Here is a 23,958-nt window from a genome sequence, read left to right as displayed (position 1 = left end):
TCGAGATACACCATGCTCGCCAGTTTTTTTCTCGCCCTGCGCGAAGGTTTGGAGGCGGCGCTGATCGTCGCGATCGTACTCGGTGCCTTGCGTCGGGTCGGTCGTCGCGACTGCTTTCGTTTGGTTTGGCGTGGCGCCGCAACCGCCGGTGCACTCAGCATCGTCGTCGCCCTGCTGCTGCAATGGCTCGGTTGGAGCCTCGAAGGCGCGGCCGAGGAGATTTTCGAAGGCAGTTTGCTGCTCATCGCGGCGGCGCTGCTCACGTGGATGCTCTTCTGGGTGGGCCGCCAATCGCGCCACCTGCGCGACGCCCTCCACGCCGGTGTCGGCAACGCGGTCGCCTCTCCTGGGGCGCGCGGCGTGTTTGCGTTGACCTTCGTCGCGGTCTTTCGCGAGGGCGTCGAGCTGGCGCTGTTCCTCACCGCGGCGGCGTTCAACACGAGCGGTACCCGCACCGTCGCGGGCGCGCTGCTCGGCCTGCTCGGCGCGGGTTTGCTCGGCACGCTGGTCTTCTCGTCCACGACGTCGCTCAGCCCGCGCCGTTTCTTCCAGGCGACCTCGGTGTTGCTGGCGTTTGTCGCGGCGGGCTTGCTCGCGAAAGGCGTGCATGAGTTCAACGAAGCCGGATGGATTTCCGCCGGCGACACGCCAATCTGGAACACCCGCGCGTGGCTGAGCGACGAATCGCCGCTCGGTTCGCTGCTGGGCAGCCTGTTCGGGTACACGAGCACGCCTACGTTGAGCATGGTCTTCGCCTACGTCGCGTATTTCGGCGTTGTCGCGTGGTGGCTCGGGTCCGCCACGCCGGCCCGGTCCGACCGAGCGACGCGGATCGCCAGATCTCGCGTGGCGTGAGCGGTCCGCGCGCTCACGGCCCCGCGCCTCCCTCCCAGCGCCAGCGCTGGAGCGCGCGACGCTGGAAAGTCGCTTCATCGTTCGGCACGCGTTTTGCCGCCACGATGGTTTTGACCTCCGCAATCGTGCCGGCGGCCAGCGCGCGTTCGGCCAGCCTGCTGGCCTCGCGTGAGTCGAGCGTTCGCACGACGCGTCTGATTTCCAGGAGTTCGGTTGGCGCGACGCTGAGCGATCGGACTCCCAGGCCGAGCAGCAACTCGGTGTAAGCGGGATTCCCCGCAATCTCGCCGCACAGCGAGACGGGCTTCGCTTCGGCGGTGGCAGCCTCGATGATGTGTTTCAACACCTGCAGCACCGCCGGATGCAGCGGCTCGTAGTATCCCGCCATCTCGCTGCTCGTCCGGTCGGTCGTAAGCAGATACTGCACGAGATCGTTCGTGCCCACGCTGAGAAAGTCCGCCGCCCAAACGAGCGCGCGCGCGGTGATCGCCGCCGCGGGCGTTTCGATCATTGCGCCCACGCGGATCGCCGGATCGAACGGCTGTCCGGTGGCGCGCAGTGCGGCCTTCGCGTCCTCCACCGCTTGGCGCGCGGCGAGAAATTCGTCCAAACCTCCGATCATCGGGAACAACAATGAGAGCGCGTGAGTCGCGCTCACTCGCAGCGCGGCTCGCAACTGCGTGCGCAGGATTTCCGGATGTCTCATCAACAGCCGCGTGCCCCGCCGGCCCAGCGAGGGATTCGCTTCGATCGGCAACGGAAAATACGGCAGCAGCTTGTCACTGCCCAGGTCCAGCACGCGGAGCACCATCTCCCGCCCTTTCAACTGCGCTGCCGCGGAACGATAGATTTGAAACTGCTCCTCCTCCGTCGGGAAACCTGCATTGACGAGGAAAGCGAACTCGGTCCGATACAGCCCGACACCGTCGGCGTGCGCCCGGGCCGCCGCCGCGGCATCCGCCACGTTGCCGACGTTCGCGCTCAAGCCGATCGCCACGCCGTCCTGCGTCACCGTCGGCAGCGTCACGAGTTCCCGCAGCGCCTGGTCCCGGTTCGCAAGGCTCGCCTGCAGCCGTTCGTATTCGCGGGAAACGCTCTCAGAGGGTCGGACAAACACGCGGCCCGCGACTCCGTCCACGATCACGGGATCATGCGGCCGGATCTTCGTCGTCGCGCCATCCGCGTGAATGACTGTCGGGATCCCAAGCGAGCGCGCGAGGATCACGGCGTGGGCGGTCGTGCCGCCGCGCTCCGCCACCAAGGCGCGAATCCGATTCGGCCCCAGCCCCGCCGCGAGCGACGGCAGGAGTTCGCGCGCCACGACCACGCTCCCGGCGGGCAATGAGCGCACGTCGGTGTCCTCGCGCGCGAGCAACCGGTTGAGCAGTCGCCGACCGACGTCCTGCACGTCCGCGGCGCGTTCGCGAAAGACGGGATCGTCGATGGCCCGAAAAGCCGCCATCAACTCGTCGACCGCATCGCTCAGGGCCGCCTCGACGTTGAGCTTGCCCTTGGTGCAGCGGCCGATGACCTCGTGGCGCAGCAACGGATCGCGCAGCATCTGAATTTGCGCATCGAACACCGCCGCGTCGGCGGCCCCGCACCTGGCGCGAACTTCCGTTTCCATCGTGCGCAGATGCCCTTCGGTTTCGCGCAACGCCGTTTCGAAACGTTGTAACTCCCCCGGCACCTCATCCTCGCCGAGCAGACGGCGCGGCACCGCCACGTTGTCGCCGCAGTGGCAGATCACGGCCTGGCCACGCGCGATTCCCGTGGCGGCGGCCAAACCGAGAATCATCTCCGCTGGCTCGGAGTCGGCCGCAGTCATGGCGGCGTTGGCACCGAGCGGACCGAAGCACCGCCGATCACTCGCCCTAGTGGCGGCGGGAGCGACGGCGCGGAGTGAATCACCCGCGCGCCCGGCCGGTAGGTCACATACGAATAAACCCACTGGATGAGAACCGCTATCTTGTTCCGGAATCCAATCAGAAACAGGAGATGCACGCAGAGCCACAGCAGCCACGCGGCGGCCCCACTAAACTCCCATTGGCGGATCCGCGCCACGGCCCGCGACCGCCCGATCGTCGCCATGGCGCCTTTGTCCCGATAGCGGAACGGCTCGCGGGTGGACGCGGGCGCAGCCTCGCCGCTGTGCATTTCAGCGGTGATGGTTCGCGCCACGTGTGCTCCCATTTGGATCGCGGCCGGGCTCACGCCGGGTACCGGCTCGCCATTGTCATCAATGGCGACGGCGAGGTCGCCCACCACAAAGACTTCGGGCCGGCCGGCGATGCTCAGATCCGACTGCACCCGGACGCGACCCGTGCGGTCCAGCGGTGCGCCGAGCCCGGCGCCCAACGAACTTGCGGCCACGCCCGCCGCCCAGACGATGGTCGCCGCACCGATTCGCTCATCGGCCAACACGACTTCTTCGGGTCCGATGTCGTGGACGCGCGTGCCGAGCCGCACTTCGACTCCGAGGCTCTCCAATTGCCTCTGCGCTTTCGCCGAAAGCGTGGTCGAGAAACCCGGCAACAGACGTGGTCCGTTCTCGATCAACAGCACGCGGCTGGACTCGCTTGTGAGCCGCCGAAATTCACTCGCCAGCAGATGCCGGTGCAGTTCTGCGAACGCTCCGGCCAGCTCAACTCCGGTCGGTCCTCCGCCTACCACGACCACCGTCGTCAAACGGCGTCGCTCGTCGGGGTCGTTGCTCAGCTCGGCTCGCTCCAGGGCCTGCAGCACCTGCCGCCGAATGCGCAGCGCATCGCCGATCGATTTCAAGCCGGGCGCGTGGTCGGCCCACTCGGGGTGGCCGTGATAGCTGGTGTGACCGCCGAGCGCCACGACCAGATAGTCGTAGTCGAGCTCAGTCGCGTGCAGCACTACTCGTCGCCGTGATACATCGATCCCCCGCACCTCATCCATCAGCACGGTCACGTCCTGCCGCTGCGCCATGATCGATCGCACCGGCTGCGCAATGTCCGGCACCGCGAGACCGGCCGCGGCGACCTGATACAGCAGCGGTTGAAACAAGTGGTAGTTGGCTCGATCAACGATCGTGATCTGCGCGAGGTCGCGCGGAAAGTTGCGCACAAAAGCGAGGCCGCCGAAGCCAGCTCCGAGCACCACCACCCTGGGCTGCCGTGGACCGCCGCCGAGGTCCGTCGTTTTCGCCGCCACCGCCGGTTGAAGCGTTGCTTCCTTCATGGCTCACTCTACCGAACCCGATCGAATCGGCGAACGACGATCGCCGGTGCAGTTGATCTGGATCAAGTGGCGCCGCGGCAGCGCCGCTCCCCGCGCAATGGCGCCGCAGTCGGTCGCCTCCGATCTGCGCTCGCTGCCCGCCAACGCGAGGCGATCCAAAAACGCCCGCAGAGCGTTTGTAGGGCTGCCACTCGCCGGCAGTCGGAAACTACATTCGCGTGCCAAATCCGTTCCCGGCCGGCGGCGAGCACCGGCCCTACAGAACAACCGGCCACAGTGACAAGTTCTCGAAAGCGCCTACTCCGCCTCCTCGGGCGTCCCACCGGTCGCCGCGGCGCGGCGCGGGATCTTCACGGCCGCCTTCCGCAAAAGCGCTGCCAGTTTCGCGCCGGTCGAACGCAATTCGCCGCGATGCACGCGATAGAGCTTCTCCAGCAGTTTCAGACCCTTGGCCGTCAGGAGCACCTGCACGCGGCGGCGGTCTTCCTTCGCGGTGACGCGTCGCACGAGCCGGAGGGCTTCCATCCGGTCGACCAGTCCGACCGCACTGTGATGCGCGATCCGCATCTGCTCGGCGAGCTCGCCAATGGTGACCCAATTGCGGCCGGGAAAACCTTCGATCGCCAGCAGCGCCTGATACTGCTGGGGCGTCACGCCATGCCGGCTCGCAGCCTCTTCGCTGAAGCCAAGGAATTTTCTCAGGGCGTAGCGAAACTCCGCTAGCGTCTCGTAATCCTTTTTGCCGAGCGGCTGGTCCTTCGCAGCCATGCGTTGGCGTCAGCAGAAGGCATCGGCCGCCGGCGCGCAAGCCTGATTATCTCGTTTTACGATATAAATCGCGCGTCATATCCGGCCAAGATTGATCCAGATCAAGCCTCCGCCGGCGACCGGCGGCTAACGTGCTCCATCATGGTCTTGGTCTCCGCCCTGCTCGGAAGCGTCTTCCCCGCCACGATCGCCCCTGGCGCCTGGAGTGAACCCGGCGTTATCATCACGGGAGTGCTGCTGGCGATTCCCGTGCTCGTCACCCTGGCACTGCTGGGACAGAAATTCCGCCGCTGGGCCGGCCCTCGCCGAAGCGCCGGGCCGGTGAGCGTCGCCGTCGCCGGGCGCGACCCGCTGTTCGAGGCGGCAGTGAACGAGCCCAGCACGAGCACGAATGGCCACGGGGTGATCAGCAACGTCGATGAGGCGGGAACGGTGCGCTTCGTGCCCGCGAAGCAGAAAGCCGTGTCGCGGCCCGGCCTCGATCCGGGTCTCGCGCGCCTGCTGCTCTGGTATCTCGGCACGGCGACATTCTGGCTGCTTTTCGGCACCACCGTTGGCGAGTATTTGGGGATCAAATTCGTGGCACCGGACGTGGATCGGGTCAGCTGGTTGAGTTTCGGTCGCCTGCGGCCGGTCCACACCAACGCCGTATTCTGGGGCTGGGCCTCGCTGGCGATGGCGGGCCTGGGCTTCTACGTCACCAGCGTCGTGAGCAACGCCCCGCTGAAAAGCCTGCGCCGCGGCTGGTGGTCACTCGGGTTAATCAATGCGGCCGTGATCCTCGGCAGCGTGGCGTTGATGGCCGGGGTGAACAATGGGGGCGGCGAATATCGCGAGTACATCTGGCCGGTGATGGCGCTCTTCGCCGCGGGCATCCTGCTCGCGTTGACCAATCTGATCGGCACGATCGCCCAGCGGCGCAGCCGCGAGATCTACATCTCGAGCTGGTACATCGTCGCCGCGGTGATGTTCGTCGCGGTCATCGTCGTCGTCGCGTACACGCCCTTCTGGCAGCGCGGGCTCGGCGAGACGATCATCCAGGGCTACTACATGCACCAAGGCGTCGGCATGTGGTTCATGATGTTCCTGCTGGGGCTCACGTATTATTTCCTGCCGCAGCAGCTCAACACGCCGATCTTCTCCTACAGTCTCGGTATCCTGGCATTCTGGACACAGATCCTCTTCTACACGCTGATCGGCACGCACCACTTCGTATTCAGCTCGATTCCGTGGTCACTGCAGACCGTCGCGATCGTGGCCAGCGTCGGGATGGTGATCCCGGTGGTGGCGGGTACTGCGAACTTCCTGCTCACGTTCCGCGGCAGCTTTCACCGGATCGGCAGCAGCTACACCCTGCCCTTCTTTCTCGTCGGGGTCGTCTTCTACTTCACCGGCTCGATGCAAGGCACCGCGGAAGCGTTCCGGTCGACCAATCTGTTCTGGCACTTCACCGACTTCACGGTCGCGCACTCGCACCTCACAATGTACGGCATCATCACGTTCCTGCTGTGGGGCTGTATCTACGCGACGGTGCCGCGGCTGACGGGTCGCGAACCGCCGCAGGCCACGGTCGGGGCGCATTTCTGGATGGCGCTGCTGGGACTGCTGTTCTACACGGTGCCGCTGATGATCGGCGGGACCCTGCGCGGCCTCGCGTGGCTGGAGGGAAAGCCGTTCATCGACAGCGTTGTGCTCATGGCGCCCTACTGGCTGTGGCGCGCGATCGGCGGGACGCTCATGTGGATCTCGCACTGGGTGTTCGCCTATAACCTCTATCGCATGATCGCGGGTCCGCGCGCGGTCGCGTCCACCGCGGCCCGCTCTCCTCGCGATCCATTCCCCGCGGAGGTGACGGCATGAGCCTGCACGACGATCACCGGCTCCTGTTCGGTTCGGCGTTCGGCATGTTCGCCGTTCTCACCTCCCTCATCGCCATCTTCCCCGCGCTCGACAATCAGGCCAACAACGCCCCGCTGCCCGACAGCCAGCCGCTGACCGCCGACGAGCTCGCGGGCAAACGGCTCTTCGTCGCCAACGGCTGCGTGAGTTGCCACACCCAACAGGTCCGGAACGTCGCGATGGATCAGGTCTGGGGCGGTCGGCCCAGCATCGCGGCCGACTACGCCCGGATCGACCGAATGGATCTTTGGCGCAACACCGCCACCCTCATGGGCACCGAGCGCACGGGTCCCGACCTGACCAGCATTGGGGAACGGCAGCCCAGCAGCACCTGGCATCTGCTCCATCTCTACAACCCGCGCGCCGTCGTCGCGGCGTCGATCATGCCGGCCTACGAGTGGTTGTTTGAATACCGCGAGCAGGCCGCGCCCGGCGACACGGTCGTCGCGGTCCCAGAGGAGTACAAGCGCGGTCCCGGGACGGTGGTTGCCCGGCCCGAGGCGCTGCAACTCGTCGCGTATCTCCAGTCGCTGAAGCAACCCGCGTTGCCCGGCGGCACTGCCGCGCCGGCGTTTCTCTACCAGCGCGATTCCTCGGCAACGGGTCCAAGCGACGCGGCCGTGATCACCACCGAACTGGACGGCGCCGCGCTTTATGCGACGCATTGCCAGGCCTGCCACCAACCGAACGGCCAGGGCCTGAAGGGAGCTTTTCCGTCACTGAAGGGCAGCTCGATCGTGCTCGCCGAGGATCCGGCGAAACTCATCGGCATCGTGATGAAGGGCTATGACGGCCGGGTGTCGGAAGGCTTCGCCGTGATGCCGCCGATCGGCACGATCGCGAAACTCAAGCCCGCCGAGGTGCGCGCGATCATCAATCACGAGCGGACCAGTTGGGGCAATCAGGCACCCGAGGTCTCGCAGGAACAAGTGAACGCCGTGCTTCAGTCGATTCAACCATGAGTCGCCTGCTCCATCTTCTCGCGCTGCTCCTGCTCTCGCGGACCGTCGCCTTCGCCTGCGAAGTCTGCAGCGCCCAGCAGCCGTCGATCTGGCAACGCTTCACCCACGGCGGCGGACCGCAGGGTCCGTTCGACTACGTCATCGTGCTCTGCGCCGTCGCCGTGGTAGGCGTTACGCTGGGTTACTCGTTGAAATACCTGCTGCGGCCCGGCGAACGCGGTGCCGACCACATCAAGCGCGCGATCCTCGAACAGGAATGATCATGGAAACGAAAACCCGCATCCGGCTGTACCTCGACGACGCGGCGGAACCCATCGGTGAATACGCCGCGCCGGTCAGCTTCGAGCTGGACACGCGCCGGCTCGCCGATGGGGCGCACGTGCTCAGGATCGTCAGCACCGACGCGACCGGCCACGAAGGGCTGCGCCTGCTGCCGTTCACGGTGCGCAACGGCCCGGCGATCGATGTCGAAGGCGTGCGCGACCACCAAACCGTCGACGGCGTGCTGCCGCTGTTGATCAATGCCTACGGCAAGGGAGATCAGAAACAATTCCGCCTCTATGGGAGCGAGACGCCGCGCGGGATTCCGGCCTGGGTGATCGTGCTGATCATCGGTTTCGTCGGCTGGGCCGCCCACTACCTGATCACCTACGCGTCGATCAAAACCTAGCCGGAAGCCGCTCCGACCGGGAAGCGAATTCCTCGCGTTCCACGGTCGCGCAAGAACTCACGCCGTCCCGGCGGCATACGCCCGCAGCCTCGCGCCGTTCAGGACCCCAATCGTCGCGCCGGTGACTTGGATAACTTTCTCCTCCCGAAAACGTGCGAAGGTCCGGGACAGCGTTTCACTTGTGACGCCGAGCTGGCTGGCGAGCACTTTCTTCGCCACGGGCAATTCGAACACTGCGGGGCAACCGGCGGCCGCCGCCGGACTTTGTTGCAGCAGCCACTCGGCCAGCCGCGCCTCGATCTGCCGGCCGCGCGAATCCTGCAGCAAGCGCAGCAGTTCCTTCAGATGCATGCTCATCGAGGCCAGCATCTGCAACGCCAGTTCCGGTTTGCGGCCGAGCAACTCGCGAAAAGGCGCGCGGCGCACCAGAATCACGCGGGAGTACTCGAGGGCCTTCGCTCCGGCCGGGAAGTGACGCATCGCCATCACCACCTCGGCGAAACTCTCGGGCGCCCGGAACACGGAAAAGATCTGCTCCCGCCCCTCCGGCGTGATGAAGAAGATGCCGATTTGCCCGAGTTGAATGACGTAAAATCCCTCGGCCGGTTCACCTTCGTGGAAGAGGATCTCGCCTTTCTGCAAACTACGCATCTGACACCCCTCCGCGATGGTCTCGAGGTCGGCGTGGGGCAAAGCATCGAACAACGGACACGCCCGCAGGCTCGAGACCAACGCCGCGAGCCGGTGATCATGCAGGGAAGGAGAGACGGCGTTGATCGACATGGGAACCGCGTGGAGGTATGTCGCCAACGCGCGTGGACCGCAAGCGAGTCACCAACTCAGAAGTGGCCGCGTCGTCGCCGATGAAGCCGCGCGAATGCGTTCCGGGTGAAGCATTGAAGCAGGCCGTCGGTCAGCCACTGCGGACTAGGCAGCTTCGTTTCGCCACTAAGCGGCGGGGGTCCTGCGACTTCTCCTTTTGGGGGAAGTGGTGGTAGGACCTGGATTCGAACCAGGGAAGGCGTAAGCCAGCAGATTTACAGTCTGCCCTCGTTGGCCACTTGAGTATCCTACCGACCGAAGGAACGCGGAAATTCTCGACTCGGCGCGGAGACCGCAAGGTTTTTTTCACGGCATCCTTGCCACCTCTGCGACAACAGTTTGTCTGGCTTCGTCGCATGCTCGAACTCCCGCGCGATTTCCTCGAGCAGTTCCTCGATCGCGGCCTCGTGGCCGTGCTGTTCTCGATCGCCGGTTTTGTTTTCGCCGTCTTCTTGATCGCCCGGTTGATGAGCGAAAAACGCGCGCCGGCCAACACGTTCGCGTGGCTGCTGATCATCGTGCTGCTGCCCTACGTCGGCGTTCCGCTTTACCTGCTGCTCGGCGGCCGGAAACTGCGGCGCCTCGCCGAGCGTAAGTCCCGCCTCCGGCCCACGCTGCCGGCTGGCGCCCCGACTCCCACCACGGATGCGGAAGCGGTGGCGCAAACCGTCATGGCCAGTGGGGCCGCCGCGCCTGTCGCCGGCAACCGGCTGACGCTCCTCACGACCGGCGAAGCCGCTTATGCCGCGCTGGAACGCGGCATCCGCGGCGCGCGACATTCGATTCACGTCACCACCTTCATCCTGGGACGGGACGACACGGGACGCCGACTGGTGCGACTGCTCGCGGAGCGGGCCCGCGCCGGCGTGAAGGTGCGGCTGTTGCTCGACGCGGTTGGCTGCATGTTTCTCAGCCGACGGTTCGTGCTGCCGATCAAGAAAGCCGGCGGCGAGGTCGTCTGGTTCATGCCGGTGCTGCCGTTTACCTCGCGCGGTTCCGCCAATCTCCGCAATCACCGCAAAATCGCCGTCTTCGATCACTGCACCGCGATCATCGGCGGACAAAACCTCGCGCGCGAATACATGGGCCCCGTGCCCTATCGCCGCCGGTTTAATGATTTCGGCACGCTGATCGAAGGCCCCGCTGCTGCCCTGCTCAACGAGGTGTTCATCGCCGACTGGTCGTTCGCGAGCCGGCAGTCTGCCGATGGGCTGCACGCGGAGATTTCGCCGGACGCGGTGGTGCGTCCGCGTGGCGAGGCAGACCTGCAGATCGTCGCCAGTGGACCCGATGTGCCCGGCGATCCGCTCTACGAGGGAATTCTGGCGATGATTCAAGATGCCAAACGCAGTCTGTGGATCGTCACACCCTATTTTCTCCCGGACGAGGTACTGCTGCGCTCGCTGATGGTGAAGGCACACGCCGGTTGCGCCGTAAACCTGATCCTCCCCGCGCGCTCGAACCATCCGGTGACCGACTTCGCGCGCCGTCACTACGTGCGCGAACTCCAGCGCGCCGGCGGCAGGATCTGGCTCTTCCAGCCCGGGATGCTGCACAGCAAAGCCATGATCGTCGACGATCGCGTCGCGCTGTTCGGTTCGGCAAACTTCGACATGCGCAGTCTGTTCGTGAATTTCGAGATCGGCGTCTTCGTGCATTCTTCCGCCGACGTGCTCGCCATCAAGGGCTGGGCGTCATCGCTGGTCAGCCAGTCGAAGCCGCATCGCCCCGACAAGCGGCGGAAACGGACGTTTGTGGGCAACGTGCTCGAGGACCTCAGCCGACTGCTCGCACCGCTGCTCTGAACGCGCGGCGCTCGTTCAGAGCAGAGTTTAAGTGGAAAGTTGAAGTTTAGCCGGCGTTGGCTCGTCCTCCGTAGCTTCAGCGAAGGAGGATGAGGCCGGCGCCGGGGTCGGCGACCTCGGCTACATTTAACCCAACGCGGCGAGGGCGCCGCGTCTCTATCCGGACACGGGCGAGCACGCGAGGACCACCAGCCGGATTGGTGTTCTTAAACCTAAACTTTGATCTTCAACTGGCGCGCCGTCACGGCGCGCTAGGTCGTCGCACCCGCGCGCTCGAGGAGCGAGAGCGCCGCGGCGATCTCCCGCCGCATTTCGGCCAGCGCCGCGCGCGCCTCCGCCAATTGCGTGTTGGCCCGCTCCGCGTACTCGGCCTTCAGCGCTCCCGCCTTCTCGGCGTATTCCGCCTTCAGCGCCCCGGCCTTGGCCGCGTATTCGGATTTCAAAGCCGCCCAGCGTTCGCCGAGTTGATGAAGTTTCGCGTCGGACCGCTGGAGCATGTCGCGCAGCCGTTCGTTGAGGTGCGGATGGCCGCTGGCCAACCGGGCATTCAAGCGTCGCCGCGTGTCGGCGAGCTGCGAGAGAAGGATCTTCTCCTCGGGTACGCGGCGGAGCCCCTCGACGAGTCCCAGCTTCTCGAGCGTCCAGATCGTCCATTTGGTCGGATCCCATTGCCACCACTTCACGCCGTTGCGGTAGTCGTGCTGAAACTCGTGGTGATAGTTGTGGTAGCCCTCGCCAAACGTAAACAGCGCCATGACCCAGCTGTCGCGCGCACTGCAGCGGTCGGAATACGGCTGCCGGCCGACCGTATGGCAAAGGGAGTTGATGAAAAATGTCATGTGCTGCACCGCGGTGACGCGCGCGACCCCCGCGAGCAGAAAGGCTCCGAGCGCACCCGCCCAGCCCGAGTAGAGGTAGCCCAGCGCGGCGGGGAGCACGAAACCCACGCCGACCGCGATCGGCACGTACCAACGCACCTGCCACATCACCAGCGGGTCCTTGCGCAGATCGTTCACGTTGTCCCACGGCGGCTCGGGATCGAGCTTGAAGAGGATCCAGCCGATGTGTGCGTGCCAGAACCCCTTGCTGATGTCATAAGGATCGTCGTCGTGGTCGACGTGCTTGTGGTGCCGTCGGTGATCGGAAACCCACGCGAGTGCATTGTTCTCAAAGGCCGCAGCCCCGAACAGCAGCGTGACCAATCGCACCGGCCATTTGGCCTGGAACGCGATGTGAGCGAAAAGCCGATGATATCCCAACGTGATGCTCAGCCCGGTGCCGATGACGAACGCGAGAAACAGGGTGAGCTGAAACGCGTCCAAGCCGAAGTGCCAGAGGTAAAGCGGCACCGCGGTGCAGGTGACGAAAGCGGTCCCGATCAGGAACGAGCTATTCGTCCAGTTAATGCGGGCAGTAGGAATCCGAAACGGCATGGTGCGCACACCGTGGCGGCAATTGTCCGTCGCGCGAGCGCAATCGTGCTGGAATCCGGAGAAATTATTCCGTCGCGAGCGACCCGTAGCCGAGGTCGCTGAGCTCAGCGCCGGCTCGCTGAGCCCGGCGAACTCCCAAGACTCACGCGCGTCTCGTTTCATGCCAGCCACGGCCTACTCCCCGTCCACGCGATCGAGCCGTTCCAGTACCTGCTCGGGTGCCACGTCTTTGCGCAGGGGATCGAGGGAGGAATCATGCACTTCCTGGACGCTCAGCTTCGCCCCGACGGCGCTGAGCAGCGTGATCAGCCGGTTGATTGCCGCGGCCGTCGGTTTTCCCGCTCTTCGGCTTGGCGCTGCTCTCGCGTTTCTTCTGGTCGGGTGTTGGCTCCATGCGAACTCCCCGGGTGGTTTTGGTTCAGTGCGCTAAGGCGCGATCATTCGCCGCGGCGGGCTGCTTCTTTTTCTTCAATGTCACCCCGCTCGCGTTTGCGGTCTTCCGGTGCGACTTCCTCATACATCTTCTCGTTCATCCGGGCTTGCGCCGAAATCGGCATCATCCGCCGCCCCGCGACAATCGCCTTGTTCATCGCACCGGGCACGATCACGCGCTCGCCTTTCATCAACGCCTCGTAGGCCGTCTCGGCGACTTCCTGCGGGCTCATCACGTTCCCCTTTTGAAAAACCTTCGTGTCAACCATGTCCGCTTTGGGGAAGAAGTCCGTGTCGACCGGCCCGGGGCACAGCGTGGTAAGCGTGACACCGCTGTCGGCATCCTGCAGTTCGGTCGCGAGCGCCTCGGACCACGAAAGCACGAAGGCCTTCGAGGCATGATAAACCGCCAGCAACGGCCCCGGCTCGAATCCGGCGATCGAGGCGGTGTTGAGGATCCGGCCGCGCTTGCGCTCGATCATCGGTGAGAGAAACCGTTTCGTCAGCCGAAGGGCCGCTTCGATGTTGACGCGCAAGATCTCGATGTCGCGGTCGAGCGGCGTCTCCCAGAAATTTCCCCGCTGACCCAAGCCGGCGTTGTTGACCAGGATCTCGATCGATACGCCCGCGTTGATCAGCGCATCGAAGATCTCGTCCGCGGCCGTCTCCTGCGCGAGATCCTTGGCGATCGGCAGCACGGTGACGCCAAACTCAGCGGTCAACTTCGCGGCGATCTCGTGCAATTCGGGCTCGACCGGCGCGACGATCGCCAGCGGGTGCCCGTGGCGAGCGAATTCGCGGGCCAAGGCCAGTCCGATTCCACTCGATGCGCCGGTGATCAGCGTCATTTCGGGTCTGGTGTGCGTGGGTTTCATGGCCGTGGCCAAGCTACCGTCGTGCCGGGAACGACGCGCTGTGCACAAGCGGTTGAGCGCGGTTGCTTAAGAAATGGCGCTCCTTGCCGGACCCGCCGGGAACGCCGGGATCACCGCCGCGAACTGCAACTTTACGGCGGAGCAGGCGCGCAATCCGCACGTCCAACGTCCGGCGTGGCTCGCCGCACGCGCAGCCGAACGATTTCGTTCCCCAGCGGAACCCGCACGCGATTCCGCACTCTGTCAGAGATGGGTCTGACATCCATCGACCATGAGCTATCGCCGTCGTCCACATCCCTCGGCTGATTCCGGGCTACCGCTGGGTTCGATGCCGGCTGAGTCAGCGGATCAGGACAGTCAGGTGGTCGGACTGTTCGTGGCGGGTCCCATTGGCGCGTTGGTGGGCCGGGTGCTCGCCGCGAGCATGAAGAATGCAGCCCTTGGAACGATCAGCCCGCTCGATTTCGAAAGTCTCGCGCCGAAGCAAAAGTCGTCCGCGACAGCGTCGGACGCGGGAAAAAAGTCGAAGCTGAAGCCCGGCGCCGGGAGCGCGAACTCGAGTTCGCCTGACGGCAAGGCGCCGGCCCGCAAACGACGGAAACGCCGAGGCTCCTGACGCCACGGTCGTGCCGGTCAGCGCGGATCGTCGGCCGCCTTACGGTAGGACCAGGCCGTATCGGCTGCATGGCAGGGTGCCAACAAGAGCGCCCCTCCGGCGACACACGATGCTGGCCGCGCAGTTGGACGAGAGCGGGCCAACTACTCCTTGGGCTTACCCAATCCGCGACGATCCAAGTCGTCCAGCCGGCGACGCATCTGGGCTTTCAGCACCGGTGAGGCGTCGGACTCGAGGATTTCGTTGATGAGTCGGCGCACTTCCGTCCACTGCCGGCCTTCCCAAGCCTCGCGCACCACCTCGAGGCGCTGCGTATTCTGAATGTTCTGCCGTGTGACCCGAACCCGTCGCAGGAAACGCAGCGTGTTATTCTCCGCGGCGCGCTGGTCGAGCAGCGCCAAAGCCTCCGCAAACTTCTTCTCCTTCACCAACGCGTCCGTTTGGCCAAAGACGTCGCGTTCGAGCCACGCCGTTTCGAGCCGATGCGCATAGTTGCGGACGTGAACCGGCTGGGGTTTTTCCGACTCGAGCACTTCGTTCAGCAACATCGCCGCCTTGGTCGCGTCGCCGTCGCGCTTTTCTACGACGGCCAAGCCCAGCCGGATCATTCCATTGTCGGGGAACAGCAGCACGCCTTGTTGCAGGAACGCCAGATCTTGGGGATTGCCCGCCGGGGTGAGTTCGACGACGCCCGCGAGGCCTTCGTACGCCGGCCGGTAGCGCGCGTTCAGGTTAATGGCGCGCTCGTAGCCGTTGGCGATCTTGCGGGCTTCTACCGGCGACACATCGCCGAGACTCCCGTCGGGTTGCGCCGAGCCGGCGTGTCGAGCGCGCGCGATTTCGTAGTAGGGACGGAAATCCAGCGATTTCCGCGCCACGGCCTGTTCGAACGCCGCCTGCGCCATCGGCCGATTGCCCCGCTCCAGATGCACCTGCCCCAGCAACTCGAAGGGGACAGCACTGTCACCCGCAGCCGCGAGCACGTGGTTCGCGTGCGCCAGCGCCTCGCCCATGCGACGCCCGCCGAGACAGAGCCGCGCCAAAGCGTCCTCCACGTCCGCCACACTCGCAGGTTCCGCGCGCAGTTCGGCCAACGTCGCGGGTGGCCTCTCCGCTACATAATAGCGTCCGCCGCGAAGATATCGGCGCAGCTTCTCATCCATCGTCGCATAGTCCTGGCCAAACGCTTGGCGAAACGCTTCGTCCGGATGGGTCGCGGTCCGCAGCGCTCGCACATAGGCCATCATCGCCCCGCGCGGCGCATCGTTTTGGCCGAACATCAGGTAGTGCACGAAGGCCCAGGATTGCGCATACGCCATGCCGGTCCGCACCGCGCCCTCTTCGCCTCCGGTGAACAGACTGCCTTCACTGATGAACAGCAGTTTTTCCAGCGGCATTGGCGGCAGCTCATTCAGCACCATCACATGATCTTCGATCGCCCGGCCCCACGAGATCTTCTTCTTGCCGATGGCGAACGTCGAAAACACTTCCGCGAGCCCCTCCTCTAGCCACACCGGGTTCGGCAGCTCGAACGCACTCAGGAACCAATGCGTCCCTTCGTGAAAGATGGTCGCCTTCGTGCGCTCGTTCCAGTCGTTCTTCGCCAGCCCAGCCACGGCCCAGGAATCACGGCGGGCGAAGAAGCCGGCCACCTCCTGAACCTTGATATCGTCGCCGAGCGGACGGTAGTCCGCAAACTCGCGCTCGCGACCAAAGACCACGATCGTCAGCCGCGGCAATCGTTGCGGGTTGACGGGGATGAATCCCTGCAACGCCCCGATGAACTGCGCGAACTCGCCCGCCCACGCCACGGCCTCCTTCTCCGACAGCGTCGTGATCACGGTGAATTCCGGCGCCGAAACCCGCAACCACTGTGGCTCCTTCGCGGGGAAAGCCGCCGCAGCGGAAAGGAGCATGAGCACGCAACCGACTATTCCGCGTCGAACGGATCCGGGGTGGAAGTGCACTGCCCCAGTTTCTGCAAAGGACTCGCCGCGACAATCCCGATTCCGCGAGTGCCGAACCGGGCCTTGGCATCGTCTCACATAAAACCGCCGGGATGACCGCGAACAGCGGAGGAAACTAACCCCTGCCGATGAAGATCCATCGGCAAACCTGTCTTCTTCCGCGGACTGGACCGTCAGAACGCGATGCGAATCGCCGTTTCCAGAACGACGTCGTCACTTGAGCCGTAGTCGCGGCTGAAAAACGTGATCTCGTCGAACCACAGATATCGCACCGCTGCGCCTAGTCGGATCTTCGGGGTCATCGCATACTCCACGCCGCCGCGTGCTTGAAGAGTGAAGGCTTCTTTGCGGTCTTCGAATCTGCCTTGTGAAACGTTCCAGCGGGTCGTGCCGAGACCTCCCCCAAGCGAGTAGCTGAACCGGCTCGCGCTCGGCTCCAGAGTCGCCCGATAGTTCAGCAGGAACGAGGTCATCTCGGATCGAGCAGTGGTCCAATATTGCGGTGGAATCATTGGATCGCGTTGATCTGAACGAGTGCGGCTGTAGCCGATTTCCCCCTCAAGCGCATGGACCACAATTCCCCGTCGCGCGAAATCGAGCCCCATGCGTGCGCTATAAAAGCCGGTCTCACTATCCAGCATGTAACCGGCATTCGCACCGACATACGGGGTCGCTGCGAAGAGCATGGATGAGGTCGACAGCAACAAAATCCACAGCAGTTTGTTCATTGCTTGCAGGAGATGAACGCAGAAAGCGGACGTCAATTGCCATTCCGGTGCAATCCGCGCAAATGGCCCGTATTGTGGATCCCCACTCGGGCCTGAGCAGATTCCCACGCACAAAAAAGCCGCCCGGATTGCTCCGGGCGGCTTTGAATTGCAGGGGCGTCGCTTGCGACGCCCTTCGCTGCCGTAGGGCCGGCGTTCACCGCCGGCCGCGGCTGCCGACAAGCGGCAGCCCTACAGCTGCGTGGTCGCTTATTCCTTCTTCGACGCCTCGTCGAGGATGTCGCCGAGGTTCATCATGTCGGTGCCGGCACTGCTGCGGTTGAGCGCCTCGAAGGCGTTCGTCTCCGCCGCGAGCTGCTCCGCCGAGTAGTTGGCCGCCTTGATCGACAGGCCGAGGCGACGCTCTTCGCGATCGATCTTGATCACGCGAGCGGTCACCTGCTGGCCCGGCTTCAGGACGTCCTTCACCTTGTCGATGCGCTCCTCGCTGATCTGCGAGATGTGCACGAGACCGTCGATGCCGTCCTTCAATTCCACGAAGGCGCCGAACGAGGTCAGCTTCGTCACCGTGCCGGTAACGACGTCGCCGATGCGGAAGTGCGCATCGATGTCCGACCACGGATCGGTGGCGAGCTGCTTCATGCCGAGGCTGATCCGCTGCTGCTGCGGATCCACGTCGAGCACGATCGCGTCCACTTCGTCGCCCTTCTTCAGGATTTCCGACGGGTGGTTGACCTTGCGGGTCCAGCTCATGTCGGAGACGTGCACCATGCCGTCGATGCCTTCCTCGAGTTCGATGAAGGCGCCGTAGGTCGTCATGTTGCGGACCTTGCCGCGCACGCGCGCACCGATCGGGTAATTGTGGCGAACCATGTCCCACGGATTCGGCTCCAGCTGGCGCAGGCCGAGCGAGATCTTCTGCTCTTCCTTCTGGATGCCGAGGACCACCGCATCGAGCTCCTGGCCGACCTTGAGCAACTCGGAGGGCTTGGTGATGCGCTTCGTCCAGGACATCTCGGTGATGTGCACGAGGCCTTCGACGCCGGGTTCGATTTCGACGAACGCGCCGTAGGGCACCAGGTTGACCACCTTGCCGTGGACCTTGGCGCCGACCGGATACTTGCGGTCGATCTCGTCCCACGGGTTCTTCGTGGTCTGCTTTAGGCCGAGCGAAACGCGTTCCTTCTCGCGGTTCACCTCGATGATCATGACCTGAACTTCCTCGCCCTGCTTGAGCATTTCGCTCGGGTGCGAGATGCGGCCCCACGACATGTCGGTGATGTGGAGCAGGCCGTCCATGCCGTCGAGGTCGATGAACGCGCCGAAGTCGGTGATGTTCTTGACCACGCCACGGCGGATTTGGCCCGGCTGGATCGAGTCGAGCAGCGCGCGACGCTTGTTGGTGCGCTGTTCCTCGATGAGCTCGCGGCGCGAGAGAACGATGTTCTTCCGCTCGAGATTGATTTTGAGAACCTTGAAATCGTAGGTCTGGCCGACGTATTGATCGAGGTTCTTCGGGGGCTGCACATCGATGTGCGACGCGGGCATGAAGGCGTCGACGCCGATCGAGACGATCAAGCCGCCCTTGACCTTGGCCTTCACGCGGCCGGTCGCGACGGAGCCCTCAGGGAACTTGGTGAGGATGTTGTCCCAATTCTTCTTCTGCTCGGCCAGGTCGAACGACAGGATCGGCGCGCCGTCCTTGCCTTCGAGTTTCTGGACGAGGACCTCGATCGTGGAGCCAACTTGCAGCTCGCCGATATCGATGAACTCGTTTGCGGGGACCAAGCCTTCGGATTTGCCGCCGATGTCGACGACGACCTCATTCTGGCGGATTTCTGTGATGACGCCGGGGACAATCGAACCTTCCTTCAACTTGTCGAAGGAGGACTGCGCCAGCAGGTCTTGCATGACTGAACTCATAGAACGGAAAACCGGCGAACCGATGCCTGCTCCGTTGCACCTGTTCCCCGGCGGCGACCCGATCGCGCGGAACGCGACCGAATCGTGGGTTGACTGTTTAACTGACGGGAAAGATCGACGGGAGCACGCGGCGACGCCGATCTGACCAATGAAAATGCCGCGAACGGTCACGTTCTCGGAGTGCCAGAGGCGCCGCAAGCCTGAATTTGGGGTCGTAGCCGCGTCGGTTACGGCGCGGGCTGCTCCGTAGCCGGGGTCGTTGACCCCGGCTGTCGGCCTCAGCGAGGCCGGCTACACTGCGCAAACGCGACGAGGGCGTCGCGCCTCCAAGTCTGAGCCGATGGAGCCGCGGCGCCCTCGCCGCGGCTGATCGTCAAACCGCCCGATGACGTTTTTCCAACCCGCCGGGACTGTGCTACTTCGCCGTCGCTGGCATCCCCGGCTCGCGTCCCGATTCTCCCAACTCCTGGCCGAGTGCCGCGAAAAACGAATCATACAACCCGTGCTGCCGCAGCGGGATGTCGGTGGCGCCGGCGAATGACTCACTCTCCTCCTGTTCACGCAAAACGGCGGAAACCTGCGTTTCGCCGGGGCCCATCGTCTGCACATGCACCTCGAACGCATACTGCCGGGCTTTGCCAAAAGACGTCGTGGATCGCAGCGGACTGTGGGCCTTGATGATTCCCGTCGCTGCACCCGCTCTTGAAACGACGAAATCGATCCGTTTCATCGCGCGCTGCGCGGCCTCGAACACCGGCTTCTGCTCGGCTGAGTAGAGCCGCAGTTGCGGTTGCGGCGCTTCGAATCGCTCCTGCACGCGGCTGGGAAACGAGCTGACCGAATCGCAGCCGGCAACAACGAGCACCGCGACACAGCACGAAAGCGTGAGGAAGGTCCGCATGGCGGACCGATCAAGCCGGCTGTTGCTGCGAAAGGCAATGCAGCGTTCCAAGCCCCCAGATCAGATCGTAAGCGTCAACCGGCACGACCTCGCGTCCGGCGAAGCAGTGCGCGAGAATCGCGTTGGCTTCGCGATCGCGCGGCGGCTGCCGGAAGTTCGGGACGAGCACGGCTCCATTGACGACGAGAAAATTCGCGTAGCTAGCTGGCACGCGCTGGCCGCGAAACGCCACGGGCTTCGGCATTGGCAGTTCAACGATTTCGAAGGATTTTCCCCTCGCCGTCCGAAACGTTTTCAGCCGGCGCAGGTTCTCCTTCAGCGGAGCATGGTTGGCGTCGCGCCGGTTAGGCTCCACGCACGTGACGATCGCGTCGGCGCGGAAGAATCGCGTGATGTCGTCGATGTGCCCGTCGGTATCGTCGCCGACAATTCCGTCGCCCAACCACAGCATCGTCTCCACCCCAAGGTAGTCGTGCAGGTTCCGTTCGATCTGCTCGCGCGTGAGGTGCGGATTTCGATTCGGATTCAGCAGGCACTGCTCGGTCGTGAGCAACGCCCCGGCCCCGTTGACGTCGATCGAGCCGCCCTCGAGCACCATGTCATTCTCAAATCGCCGCAGCTTCAGCCGGCGTGCGATCAACGGCGGGATCCGGTTGTCGAGATCGTAGGGCGGATATTTGTCGCCCCAGGCGTTGTACCGCCAATCCGTGACCGCGATCTCCGCGGTCCGATCATTCCGCACGAAGAGGGGCCCGTGATCGCGGCACCAAGCGTCGTTCGTCGGATGATCGAAGAACGCCACGCGCTCCATCACGGCGCCTGCGCGCTCGCAAAGTCGGCGCGCGCGCGGCTGCAGCGTTGCGGCGCAGTTGATCCGCACCGATTCATAGCGGCTGATCGCGGCGACGAAAGCCGCATACGCCTTTGGCACGGGCCGGAACAAACCGGGCCACGTTTTGCGGTTGTGCGGCCACGACAGCCACACCGCCGCCTGCGGCTCCCACTCCGCCGGCATGCGGAAACCCAACACCGCCGGCGTGTCTCGGAGCTGTCTAGGCGTTTTTGTTTTGACCACGGATCGCACGGATTAGCACGGATTCGGTCGGATTGTGGCACTTCTTATCCGCGCCCATCCGTGTAATCCGCGGTGGAAGGATCGGTCAATCGATGAACCGCTTCGTGAGGTTTTCGTAGGCGTCGATTCTCCGGTCGCGCAAGAACGGCCAGTGCGTCCGCGTGACATCCACTTTCCCGAGATCGACGGGCACGATCAGCACCTCTTCGCGCTCGACCGGCGCCTTCGCGAGAATCTGCCCGCTCGTGCCAGCCACGAAGCTCTGGCCCCAGAACTCGATGCCGTCCCCGCCGACCGGCCGCTCGAGTCCGATCCGGTTCACGGCGGCAACGAAACAGCCATTCGCCACGGCGTGCCCACGCTGGATCGTCTCCCACGCGCCGTGTTGATCGGCGCCGTAGTCCGCCTTTTCCTTCGGATGCCAGCCGATCGCCGTCGGGTAGAAAAGGATCTCCGCGCCCTGCATCGCCGTCAGCCGCGCCGCCTCGGGATACCACTGGTCCCAGCAGATGAGCACGCCGACCCGGCCGAATTTCGTGTCCCATGCGCGAAAGCCCGTATCGCCCGGCGTGAAATAAAACTTCTCGTAGTACAGCGGATCGTCCGGGATGTGCATCTTCCGGTAGACACCGAGCAGCGCGCCGTCGGCATCGATGATGGCCGCGGTGTTGTGATACAGACCCGCCGCGCGCTTCTCGAAAAGCGAGGCGACGATCACGACGCCGTGTTTTTTCGCGAGTTCCTGAAACGCCGCCGTGCTCGGGCCGGGGATCGGCTCCGCGAGCTGGAAGTTCGCGTGGTCCTCGCTCTGACAGAAATATTGCGAGCGAAACAGCTCCGGCGTGCAGATGATGTTCGCGCCCCGTCGCGCCGCCTCCTCGGCTAACGCGAGGCACTTTTTGAGATTCGCCGCCGGATCCGGCGAGCAGGCGTGTTGGAGAAGACCGAGGGTGACGGTGCTCATTGTCGATGGATGATTGCCGATTGCCGAGCGATCGCAACCGCGGTTTGCCGGCGGGCAAGGCAACGTGACGAAACGCACCGGCCCCGCCGGGTTGCGCTTGGGTCAATCGGCAATCCGCGATCGGAAATCGGCCATCAATACACGACCTTGTTCAGCGGGTACTCGACGATGCCTTCGGCGCCCAGTCGCTTCAACTCCGGGATGATTTCGCGCACGACGCTCTCGTCGATGATCGTTTCGAGCGCCACCCATTCGGCGTTGCTGAGTTGGGAAATGGTCGGATTGCGCAGCGCCGGCAACGCCTTGACCACCGCCTCGAGCGACGCTTTCGGGAGGTTCATCTTCAACCCGACCTTGCTCTCCGCTTCCAGCGCGCCGCGGAGCAGCAGCGCGATCGTCTCGATCTTCCGCCGCTTTTCGGGGTTCGCCCAGCTGGCCTTGTTGGCGATTAGCTTCGTGTTCGTCTCCAGCAGCGTGTCGATGATCCGCAGCTTGTTCGCGCGAATCGAATTCCCCGTTTCGGTGATGTCCACGATGGCGTCGACCAAGTCCGGCACCTTCACTTCCGTGGCGCCCCACGAAAACTCCACGTTTACGGCAATGCCTTTTTGCTCAAAATAGCGCCGCACCGTGCCGACCAACTCCGTGGCGACGCGCTTGCCCGCCAGTTGCTCCGGCCGGGTGATGTCGGACGCCTCGGGCACGCACAGCACCCAACGCGATTTCACCACTGACACTTTGCTATAGATCAAATCACAAACCTCGACGACGTCCGACTGGTTTTCCTGCACCCAGTCCAACCCTGTCAGCCCGCAATCGAAGAAACCATGTTCCACATAACGACTGACCTCCTGCGCGCGCACGAACCGGCCGTCCAGCTCCGGATCGTTGATGGCGGGCTTGTAGGAGCGCGAGCTGGTGGTGATTCTCCAACCAGCCTTCGCGAAAAGATTTTTCGTGGATTCTTCCAGACTGCCCTTGGGCAGCCCAAGCATCAGAAGCGGTTTGCGCGTGGACACGCGGGAAAACCTCACCCGTGGAATCACGTCTTCAAGCAAATTCGCCTTGTGCTCGCGTCAGGGTAAACCGGGGCTATTCTCTTTTGACAAATGGCCTGCCGAAACTACATACGCCACGTGACCCCACGGCGGATCTCCCATGCGTGCTGAACCCAAACCGCTTGTCGTCGTCGTCGAGGACGAGGTGGAACTCGCGAACCTCATCGCCACGCACCTGGAATCCGCCGGGATGCAGACGCAGATCTGCAATCGCGCCGCGCATGCGATGCGTTTCCTGAAAAACAATTTCGCGAATCTGCTGCTGCTCGACATCAGCCTGCCCGACGGCAGTGGCTTCACGCTGCTCGAGGAGCTCAAGGGCGCCGACATCAACGTGCCGGTGATCTTCCTCACCGGCGAAGGGACCGAGACTACCAAGGTCCGCGGGTTGGAGATGGGCGGCGACGACTACATCACCAAGCCGTTCAGCTACGCCGAGCTTGTTGCCCGGATTCGCGCCGTGCTCCGCCGCGCCGAATCGAAGACGGATTTGAACCTCACGAAAAACGTGCGGGTCGGCGACGAGCCGTTCGATTTCTGCGGCGCCAAGATCGTGCCCGACCGGCTCGAGATTATTTTTCCGGACGGCACGGTGGAAAAACTCGGCCGCAAGGAGCTCGGGATTCTCGCGTACCTGAACGCGAATCAAGGCGCAGTCATCACCCGCAAGGCGCTCATCCACGCCGTGTGGGGCATTCATGCCGACGTCCGCAGCCGCTCGCTCGACCAGTACATCGTGAAAGTGCGCGAGCTGTTCAAGGAGCATGGGCTCGACCTGTCGACTTTCCGCACGGTGCATGGCATCGGCTACATCTTCGACCCTGCCGGCGTGTCGAAGGAAGGCCGGTAGCGCGCGCTTCACGCGCCGTTCGGAGTTTCGCGTTCCGGGTTCGGAGTTCGGGGTTCGTCGGGTGACGCCTGCGTGGGAACGCGGCCGCCCTCGGCCGCCGAGCGTGTCGAGGCAACCCGCTCCACCTGCACTACCCTGACGAGTC

General features: G+C 64.2%; 21 protein-coding genes and 1 tRNA gene. 8 read left to right on the top strand and 14 right to left on the bottom strand.

From position 1 onward, the window contains the following. The first annotated feature begins 12 nt into the window (after positions 1-12). Positions 13-855 (top strand): FTR1 family iron permease, encoded by an 843-nt coding sequence (locus tag OTER_RS14570; RefSeq protein ID WP_012375691.1) that lies wholly within the window; start codon positions 13-15, stop codon positions 853-855. 13 nt (positions 856-868) lie between these two features. Here the strand turns inward: OTER_RS14570 and ptsP are convergent, their stop codons facing one another. The 3 genes from ptsP to OTER_RS14555 form a co-directional block, all read right to left on the bottom strand. Further along, positions 869-2,683, bottom strand: a complete 1,815-nt coding sequence (ptsP, locus tag OTER_RS14565) for a phosphoenolpyruvate--protein phosphotransferase (RefSeq protein WP_012375690.1) — start codon at positions 2,681-2,683, stop codon at positions 869-871. After that, a complete protein-coding gene (locus OTER_RS14560; protein WP_012375689.1) occupies positions 2,680-4,065 on the bottom strand; it encodes an NAD(P)/FAD-dependent oxidoreductase in 1,386 nt (461 codons plus the stop codon). Before OTER_RS14560 ends, ptsP begins: the two co-directional genes overlap by 4 nt. A 297-nt stretch (positions 4,066-4,362) precedes the next feature. Then, entirely contained in the window at positions 4,363-4,833 is a 471-nt protein-coding gene (locus tag OTER_RS14555) for a MarR family winged helix-turn-helix transcriptional regulator (protein WP_012375688.1), read from the bottom strand. A 141-nt stretch (positions 4,834-4,974) separates the two neighbouring features. Between OTER_RS14555 and OTER_RS14550 the strand changes: the two genes are divergently transcribed. From OTER_RS14550 to OTER_RS14535, 4 genes are read left to right on the top strand one after another with little or no spacing between them, the layout of a single operon-like run. Beyond that, positions 4,975-6,693: a cbb3-type cytochrome c oxidase subunit I gene (locus OTER_RS14550; protein WP_012375687.1), complete on the top strand. Its 1,719-nt coding sequence runs from the start codon at positions 4,975-4,977 to the stop codon at positions 6,691-6,693. After that, on the top strand, positions 6,690-7,694 hold the full coding sequence (locus tag OTER_RS14545) for a cbb3-type cytochrome c oxidase subunit II (protein ID WP_012375686.1): 1,005 nt from the start codon (positions 6,690-6,692) through the stop codon (positions 7,692-7,694). Before OTER_RS14550 ends, OTER_RS14545 begins: the two co-directional genes overlap by 4 nt. Beyond that, positions 7,691-7,954: a hypothetical protein gene (locus OTER_RS14540; RefSeq protein ID WP_012375685.1), complete on the top strand. Its 264-nt coding sequence runs from the start codon at positions 7,691-7,693 to the stop codon at positions 7,952-7,954. The genes OTER_RS14545 and OTER_RS14540 overlap by 4 nt, the downstream gene beginning before the upstream one ends. Positions 7,955-7,956: 2 nt before the next feature. Beyond that, a complete protein-coding gene (locus OTER_RS14535; protein WP_012375684.1) occupies positions 7,957-8,364 on the top strand; it encodes a hypothetical protein in 408 nt (135 codons plus the stop codon). A 57-nt stretch (positions 8,365-8,421) separates the two neighbouring features. Here the strand turns inward: OTER_RS14535 and OTER_RS14530 are convergent, their stop codons facing one another. Next, the gene (locus OTER_RS14530; RefSeq protein WP_012375683.1) at positions 8,422-9,147 is read right to left on the bottom strand and encodes a Crp/Fnr family transcriptional regulator; all 726 of its coding nucleotides are present in this window, start codon (positions 9,145-9,147) and stop codon (positions 8,422-8,424) included. A gap of 206 nt (positions 9,148-9,353) precedes the next feature. Next, positions 9,354-9,439 (bottom strand) — tRNA-Tyr (locus tag OTER_RS14525). Between the two features lie 103 nt (positions 9,440-9,542). Between OTER_RS14525 and OTER_RS14520 the strand changes: the two genes are divergently transcribed. Next, the gene (locus OTER_RS14520) at positions 9,543-10,991 is read left to right on the top strand and encodes a phospholipase D-like domain-containing protein (RefSeq protein ID WP_012375682.1); all 1,449 of its coding nucleotides are present in this window, start codon (positions 9,543-9,545) and stop codon (positions 10,989-10,991) included. 251 nt (positions 10,992-11,242) lie between these two features. Here the strand turns inward: OTER_RS14520 and OTER_RS14515 are convergent, their stop codons facing one another. Both OTER_RS14515 and OTER_RS14510 read right to left on the bottom strand, forming a co-directional pair. Next, positions 11,243-12,424, bottom strand: a complete 1,182-nt coding sequence (locus OTER_RS14515; RefSeq protein WP_012375681.1) for an acyl-CoA desaturase — start codon at positions 12,422-12,424, stop codon at positions 11,243-11,245. Positions 12,425-12,861: 437 nt separating this feature from the next. Further along, positions 12,862-13,731 carry an SDR family NAD(P)-dependent oxidoreductase gene (locus OTER_RS14510; RefSeq protein ID WP_012375680.1) on the bottom strand — a complete coding sequence of 290 codons (870 nt, stop codon included), beginning with the start codon at positions 13,729-13,731 and terminating at the stop codon, positions 12,862-12,864. 271 nt (positions 13,732-14,002) lie between these two features. Here OTER_RS14510 and OTER_RS14505 point away from each other — a divergent pair, with 271 nt between their 5' ends. Next, entirely contained in the window at positions 14,003-14,347 is a 345-nt protein-coding gene (locus tag OTER_RS14505; protein ID WP_148218124.1) for a hypothetical protein, read from the top strand. A gap of 143 nt (positions 14,348-14,490) precedes the next feature. On the opposite strand, the gene OTER_RS14500 is transcribed toward OTER_RS14505, so the two are convergent. From OTER_RS14500 to hisG, 7 genes are all read right to left on the bottom strand, one after another. Continuing rightward, positions 14,491-16,263 carry a DUF1570 domain-containing protein gene (locus tag OTER_RS14500; RefSeq protein ID WP_012375678.1) on the bottom strand — a complete coding sequence of 591 codons (1,773 nt, stop codon included), beginning with the start codon at positions 16,261-16,263 and terminating at the stop codon, positions 14,491-14,493. A 224-nt stretch (positions 16,264-16,487) separates the two neighbouring features. Then, on the bottom strand, positions 16,488-17,042 hold the full coding sequence (locus OTER_RS14495) for an outer membrane protein (protein ID WP_012375677.1): 555 nt from the start codon (positions 17,040-17,042) through the stop codon (positions 16,488-16,490). 249 nt (positions 17,043-17,291) lie between these two features. After that, the gene (gene rpsA / locus OTER_RS14490; protein ID WP_044891788.1) at positions 17,292-18,953 is read right to left on the bottom strand and encodes a 30S ribosomal protein S1; all 1,662 of its coding nucleotides are present in this window, start codon (positions 18,951-18,953) and stop codon (positions 17,292-17,294) included. A 427-nt stretch (positions 18,954-19,380) separates the two neighbouring features. After that, complete coding sequence (locus OTER_RS14485) at positions 19,381-19,866, bottom strand: hypothetical protein (protein ID WP_012375675.1); 486 nt, start codon at positions 19,864-19,866, stop codon at positions 19,381-19,383. Positions 19,867-19,876: 10 nt separating this feature from the next. Next, positions 19,877-20,881, bottom strand: a complete 1,005-nt coding sequence (locus tag OTER_RS14480; RefSeq protein WP_012375674.1) for an agmatine deiminase family protein — start codon at positions 20,879-20,881, stop codon at positions 19,877-19,879. A 145-nt stretch (positions 20,882-21,026) separates the two neighbouring features. Continuing rightward, positions 21,027-21,905 (bottom strand): carbon-nitrogen hydrolase, encoded by an 879-nt coding sequence (locus OTER_RS14475; protein ID WP_012375673.1) that lies wholly within the window; start codon positions 21,903-21,905, stop codon positions 21,027-21,029. A gap of 134 nt (positions 21,906-22,039) precedes the next feature. Beyond that, a complete protein-coding gene (gene hisG / locus OTER_RS14470) occupies positions 22,040-22,900 on the bottom strand; it encodes an ATP phosphoribosyltransferase (protein WP_012375672.1) in 861 nt (286 codons plus the stop codon). Between the two features lie 163 nt (positions 22,901-23,063). Here hisG and OTER_RS14465 point away from each other — a divergent pair, with 163 nt between their 5' ends. Beyond that, positions 23,064-23,813 (top strand): response regulator transcription factor, encoded by a 750-nt coding sequence (locus tag OTER_RS14465; protein ID WP_012375671.1) that lies wholly within the window; start codon positions 23,064-23,066, stop codon positions 23,811-23,813. The last annotated feature ends 145 nt before the right edge of the window (positions 23,814-23,958 follow it).

This window comes from Opitutus terrae PB90-1 (assembly GCF_000019965.1).
GTDB classification, from domain to species: domain Bacteria; phylum Verrucomicrobiota; class Verrucomicrobiia; order Opitutales; family Opitutaceae; genus Opitutus; species Opitutus terrae.
This window is presented reverse-complemented; position numbering and strand designations above follow the sequence as displayed.

Bases quoted from the DNA above. Each gene is read 5' to 3' on its own strand.
- OTER_RS14570 (WP_012375691.1), top strand. From the start codon at position 13: ATGCTCGCCAGTTTTTTTCTCGCCCTGCGCGAAGGTTTGGAGGCGGCG.
- ptsP (WP_012375690.1), bottom strand. From the start codon at position 2,683: ATGACTGCGGCCGACTCCGAGCCAGCGGAGATGATTCTCGGTTTGGCC.
- OTER_RS14560 (WP_012375689.1), bottom strand. From the start codon at position 4,065: ATGAAGGAAGCAACGCTTCAACCGGCGGTGGCGGCGAAAACGACGGAC.
- OTER_RS14555 (WP_012375688.1), bottom strand. From the start codon at position 4,833: ATGGCTGCGAAGGACCAGCCGCTCGGCAAAAAGGATTACGAGACGCTA.
- OTER_RS14550 (WP_012375687.1), top strand. From the start codon at position 4,975: ATGGTCTTGGTCTCCGCCCTGCTCGGAAGCGTCTTCCCCGCCACGATC.
- OTER_RS14545 (WP_012375686.1), top strand. From the start codon at position 6,690: ATGAGCCTGCACGACGATCACCGGCTCCTGTTCGGTTCGGCGTTCGGC.
- OTER_RS14540 (WP_012375685.1), top strand. From the start codon at position 7,691: ATGAGTCGCCTGCTCCATCTTCTCGCGCTGCTCCTGCTCTCGCGGACC.
- OTER_RS14535 (WP_012375684.1), top strand. From the start codon at position 7,957: ATGGAAACGAAAACCCGCATCCGGCTGTACCTCGACGACGCGGCGGAA.
- OTER_RS14530 (WP_012375683.1), bottom strand. From the start codon at position 9,147: ATGTCGATCAACGCCGTCTCTCCTTCCCTGCATGATCACCGGCTCGCG.
- OTER_RS14520 (WP_012375682.1), top strand. From the start codon at position 9,543: ATGCTCGAACTCCCGCGCGATTTCCTCGAGCAGTTCCTCGATCGCGGC.
- OTER_RS14515 (WP_012375681.1), bottom strand. From the start codon at position 12,424: ATGCCGTTTCGGATTCCTACTGCCCGCATTAACTGGACGAATAGCTCG.
- OTER_RS14510 (WP_012375680.1), bottom strand. From the start codon at position 13,731: ATGAAACCCACGCACACCAGACCCGAAATGACGCTGATCACCGGCGCA.
- OTER_RS14505 (WP_148218124.1), top strand. From the start codon at position 14,003: ATGAGCTATCGCCGTCGTCCACATCCCTCGGCTGATTCCGGGCTACCG.
- OTER_RS14500 (WP_012375678.1), bottom strand. From the start codon at position 16,263: ATGCTCCTTTCCGCTGCGGCGGCTTTCCCCGCGAAGGAGCCACAGTGG.
- OTER_RS14495 (WP_012375677.1), bottom strand. From the start codon at position 17,042: ATGAACAAACTGCTGTGGATTTTGTTGCTGTCGACCTCATCCATGCTC.
- rpsA (WP_044891788.1), bottom strand. From the start codon at position 18,953: ATGCAAGACCTGCTGGCGCAGTCCTCCTTCGACAAGTTGAAGGAAGGT.
- OTER_RS14485 (WP_012375675.1), bottom strand. From the start codon at position 19,866: ATGCGGACCTTCCTCACGCTTTCGTGCTGTGTCGCGGTGCTCGTTGTT.
- OTER_RS14480 (WP_012375674.1), bottom strand. From the start codon at position 20,881: ATGCCGGCGGAGTGGGAGCCGCAGGCGGCGGTGTGGCTGTCGTGGCCG.
- OTER_RS14475 (WP_012375673.1), bottom strand. From the start codon at position 21,905: ATGAGCACCGTCACCCTCGGTCTTCTCCAACACGCCTGCTCGCCGGAT.
- hisG (WP_012375672.1), bottom strand. From the start codon at position 22,900: ATGCTTGGGCTGCCCAAGGGCAGTCTGGAAGAATCCACGAAAAATCTT.
- OTER_RS14465 (WP_012375671.1), top strand. From the start codon at position 23,064: ATGCGTGCTGAACCCAAACCGCTTGTCGTCGTCGTCGAGGACGAGGTG.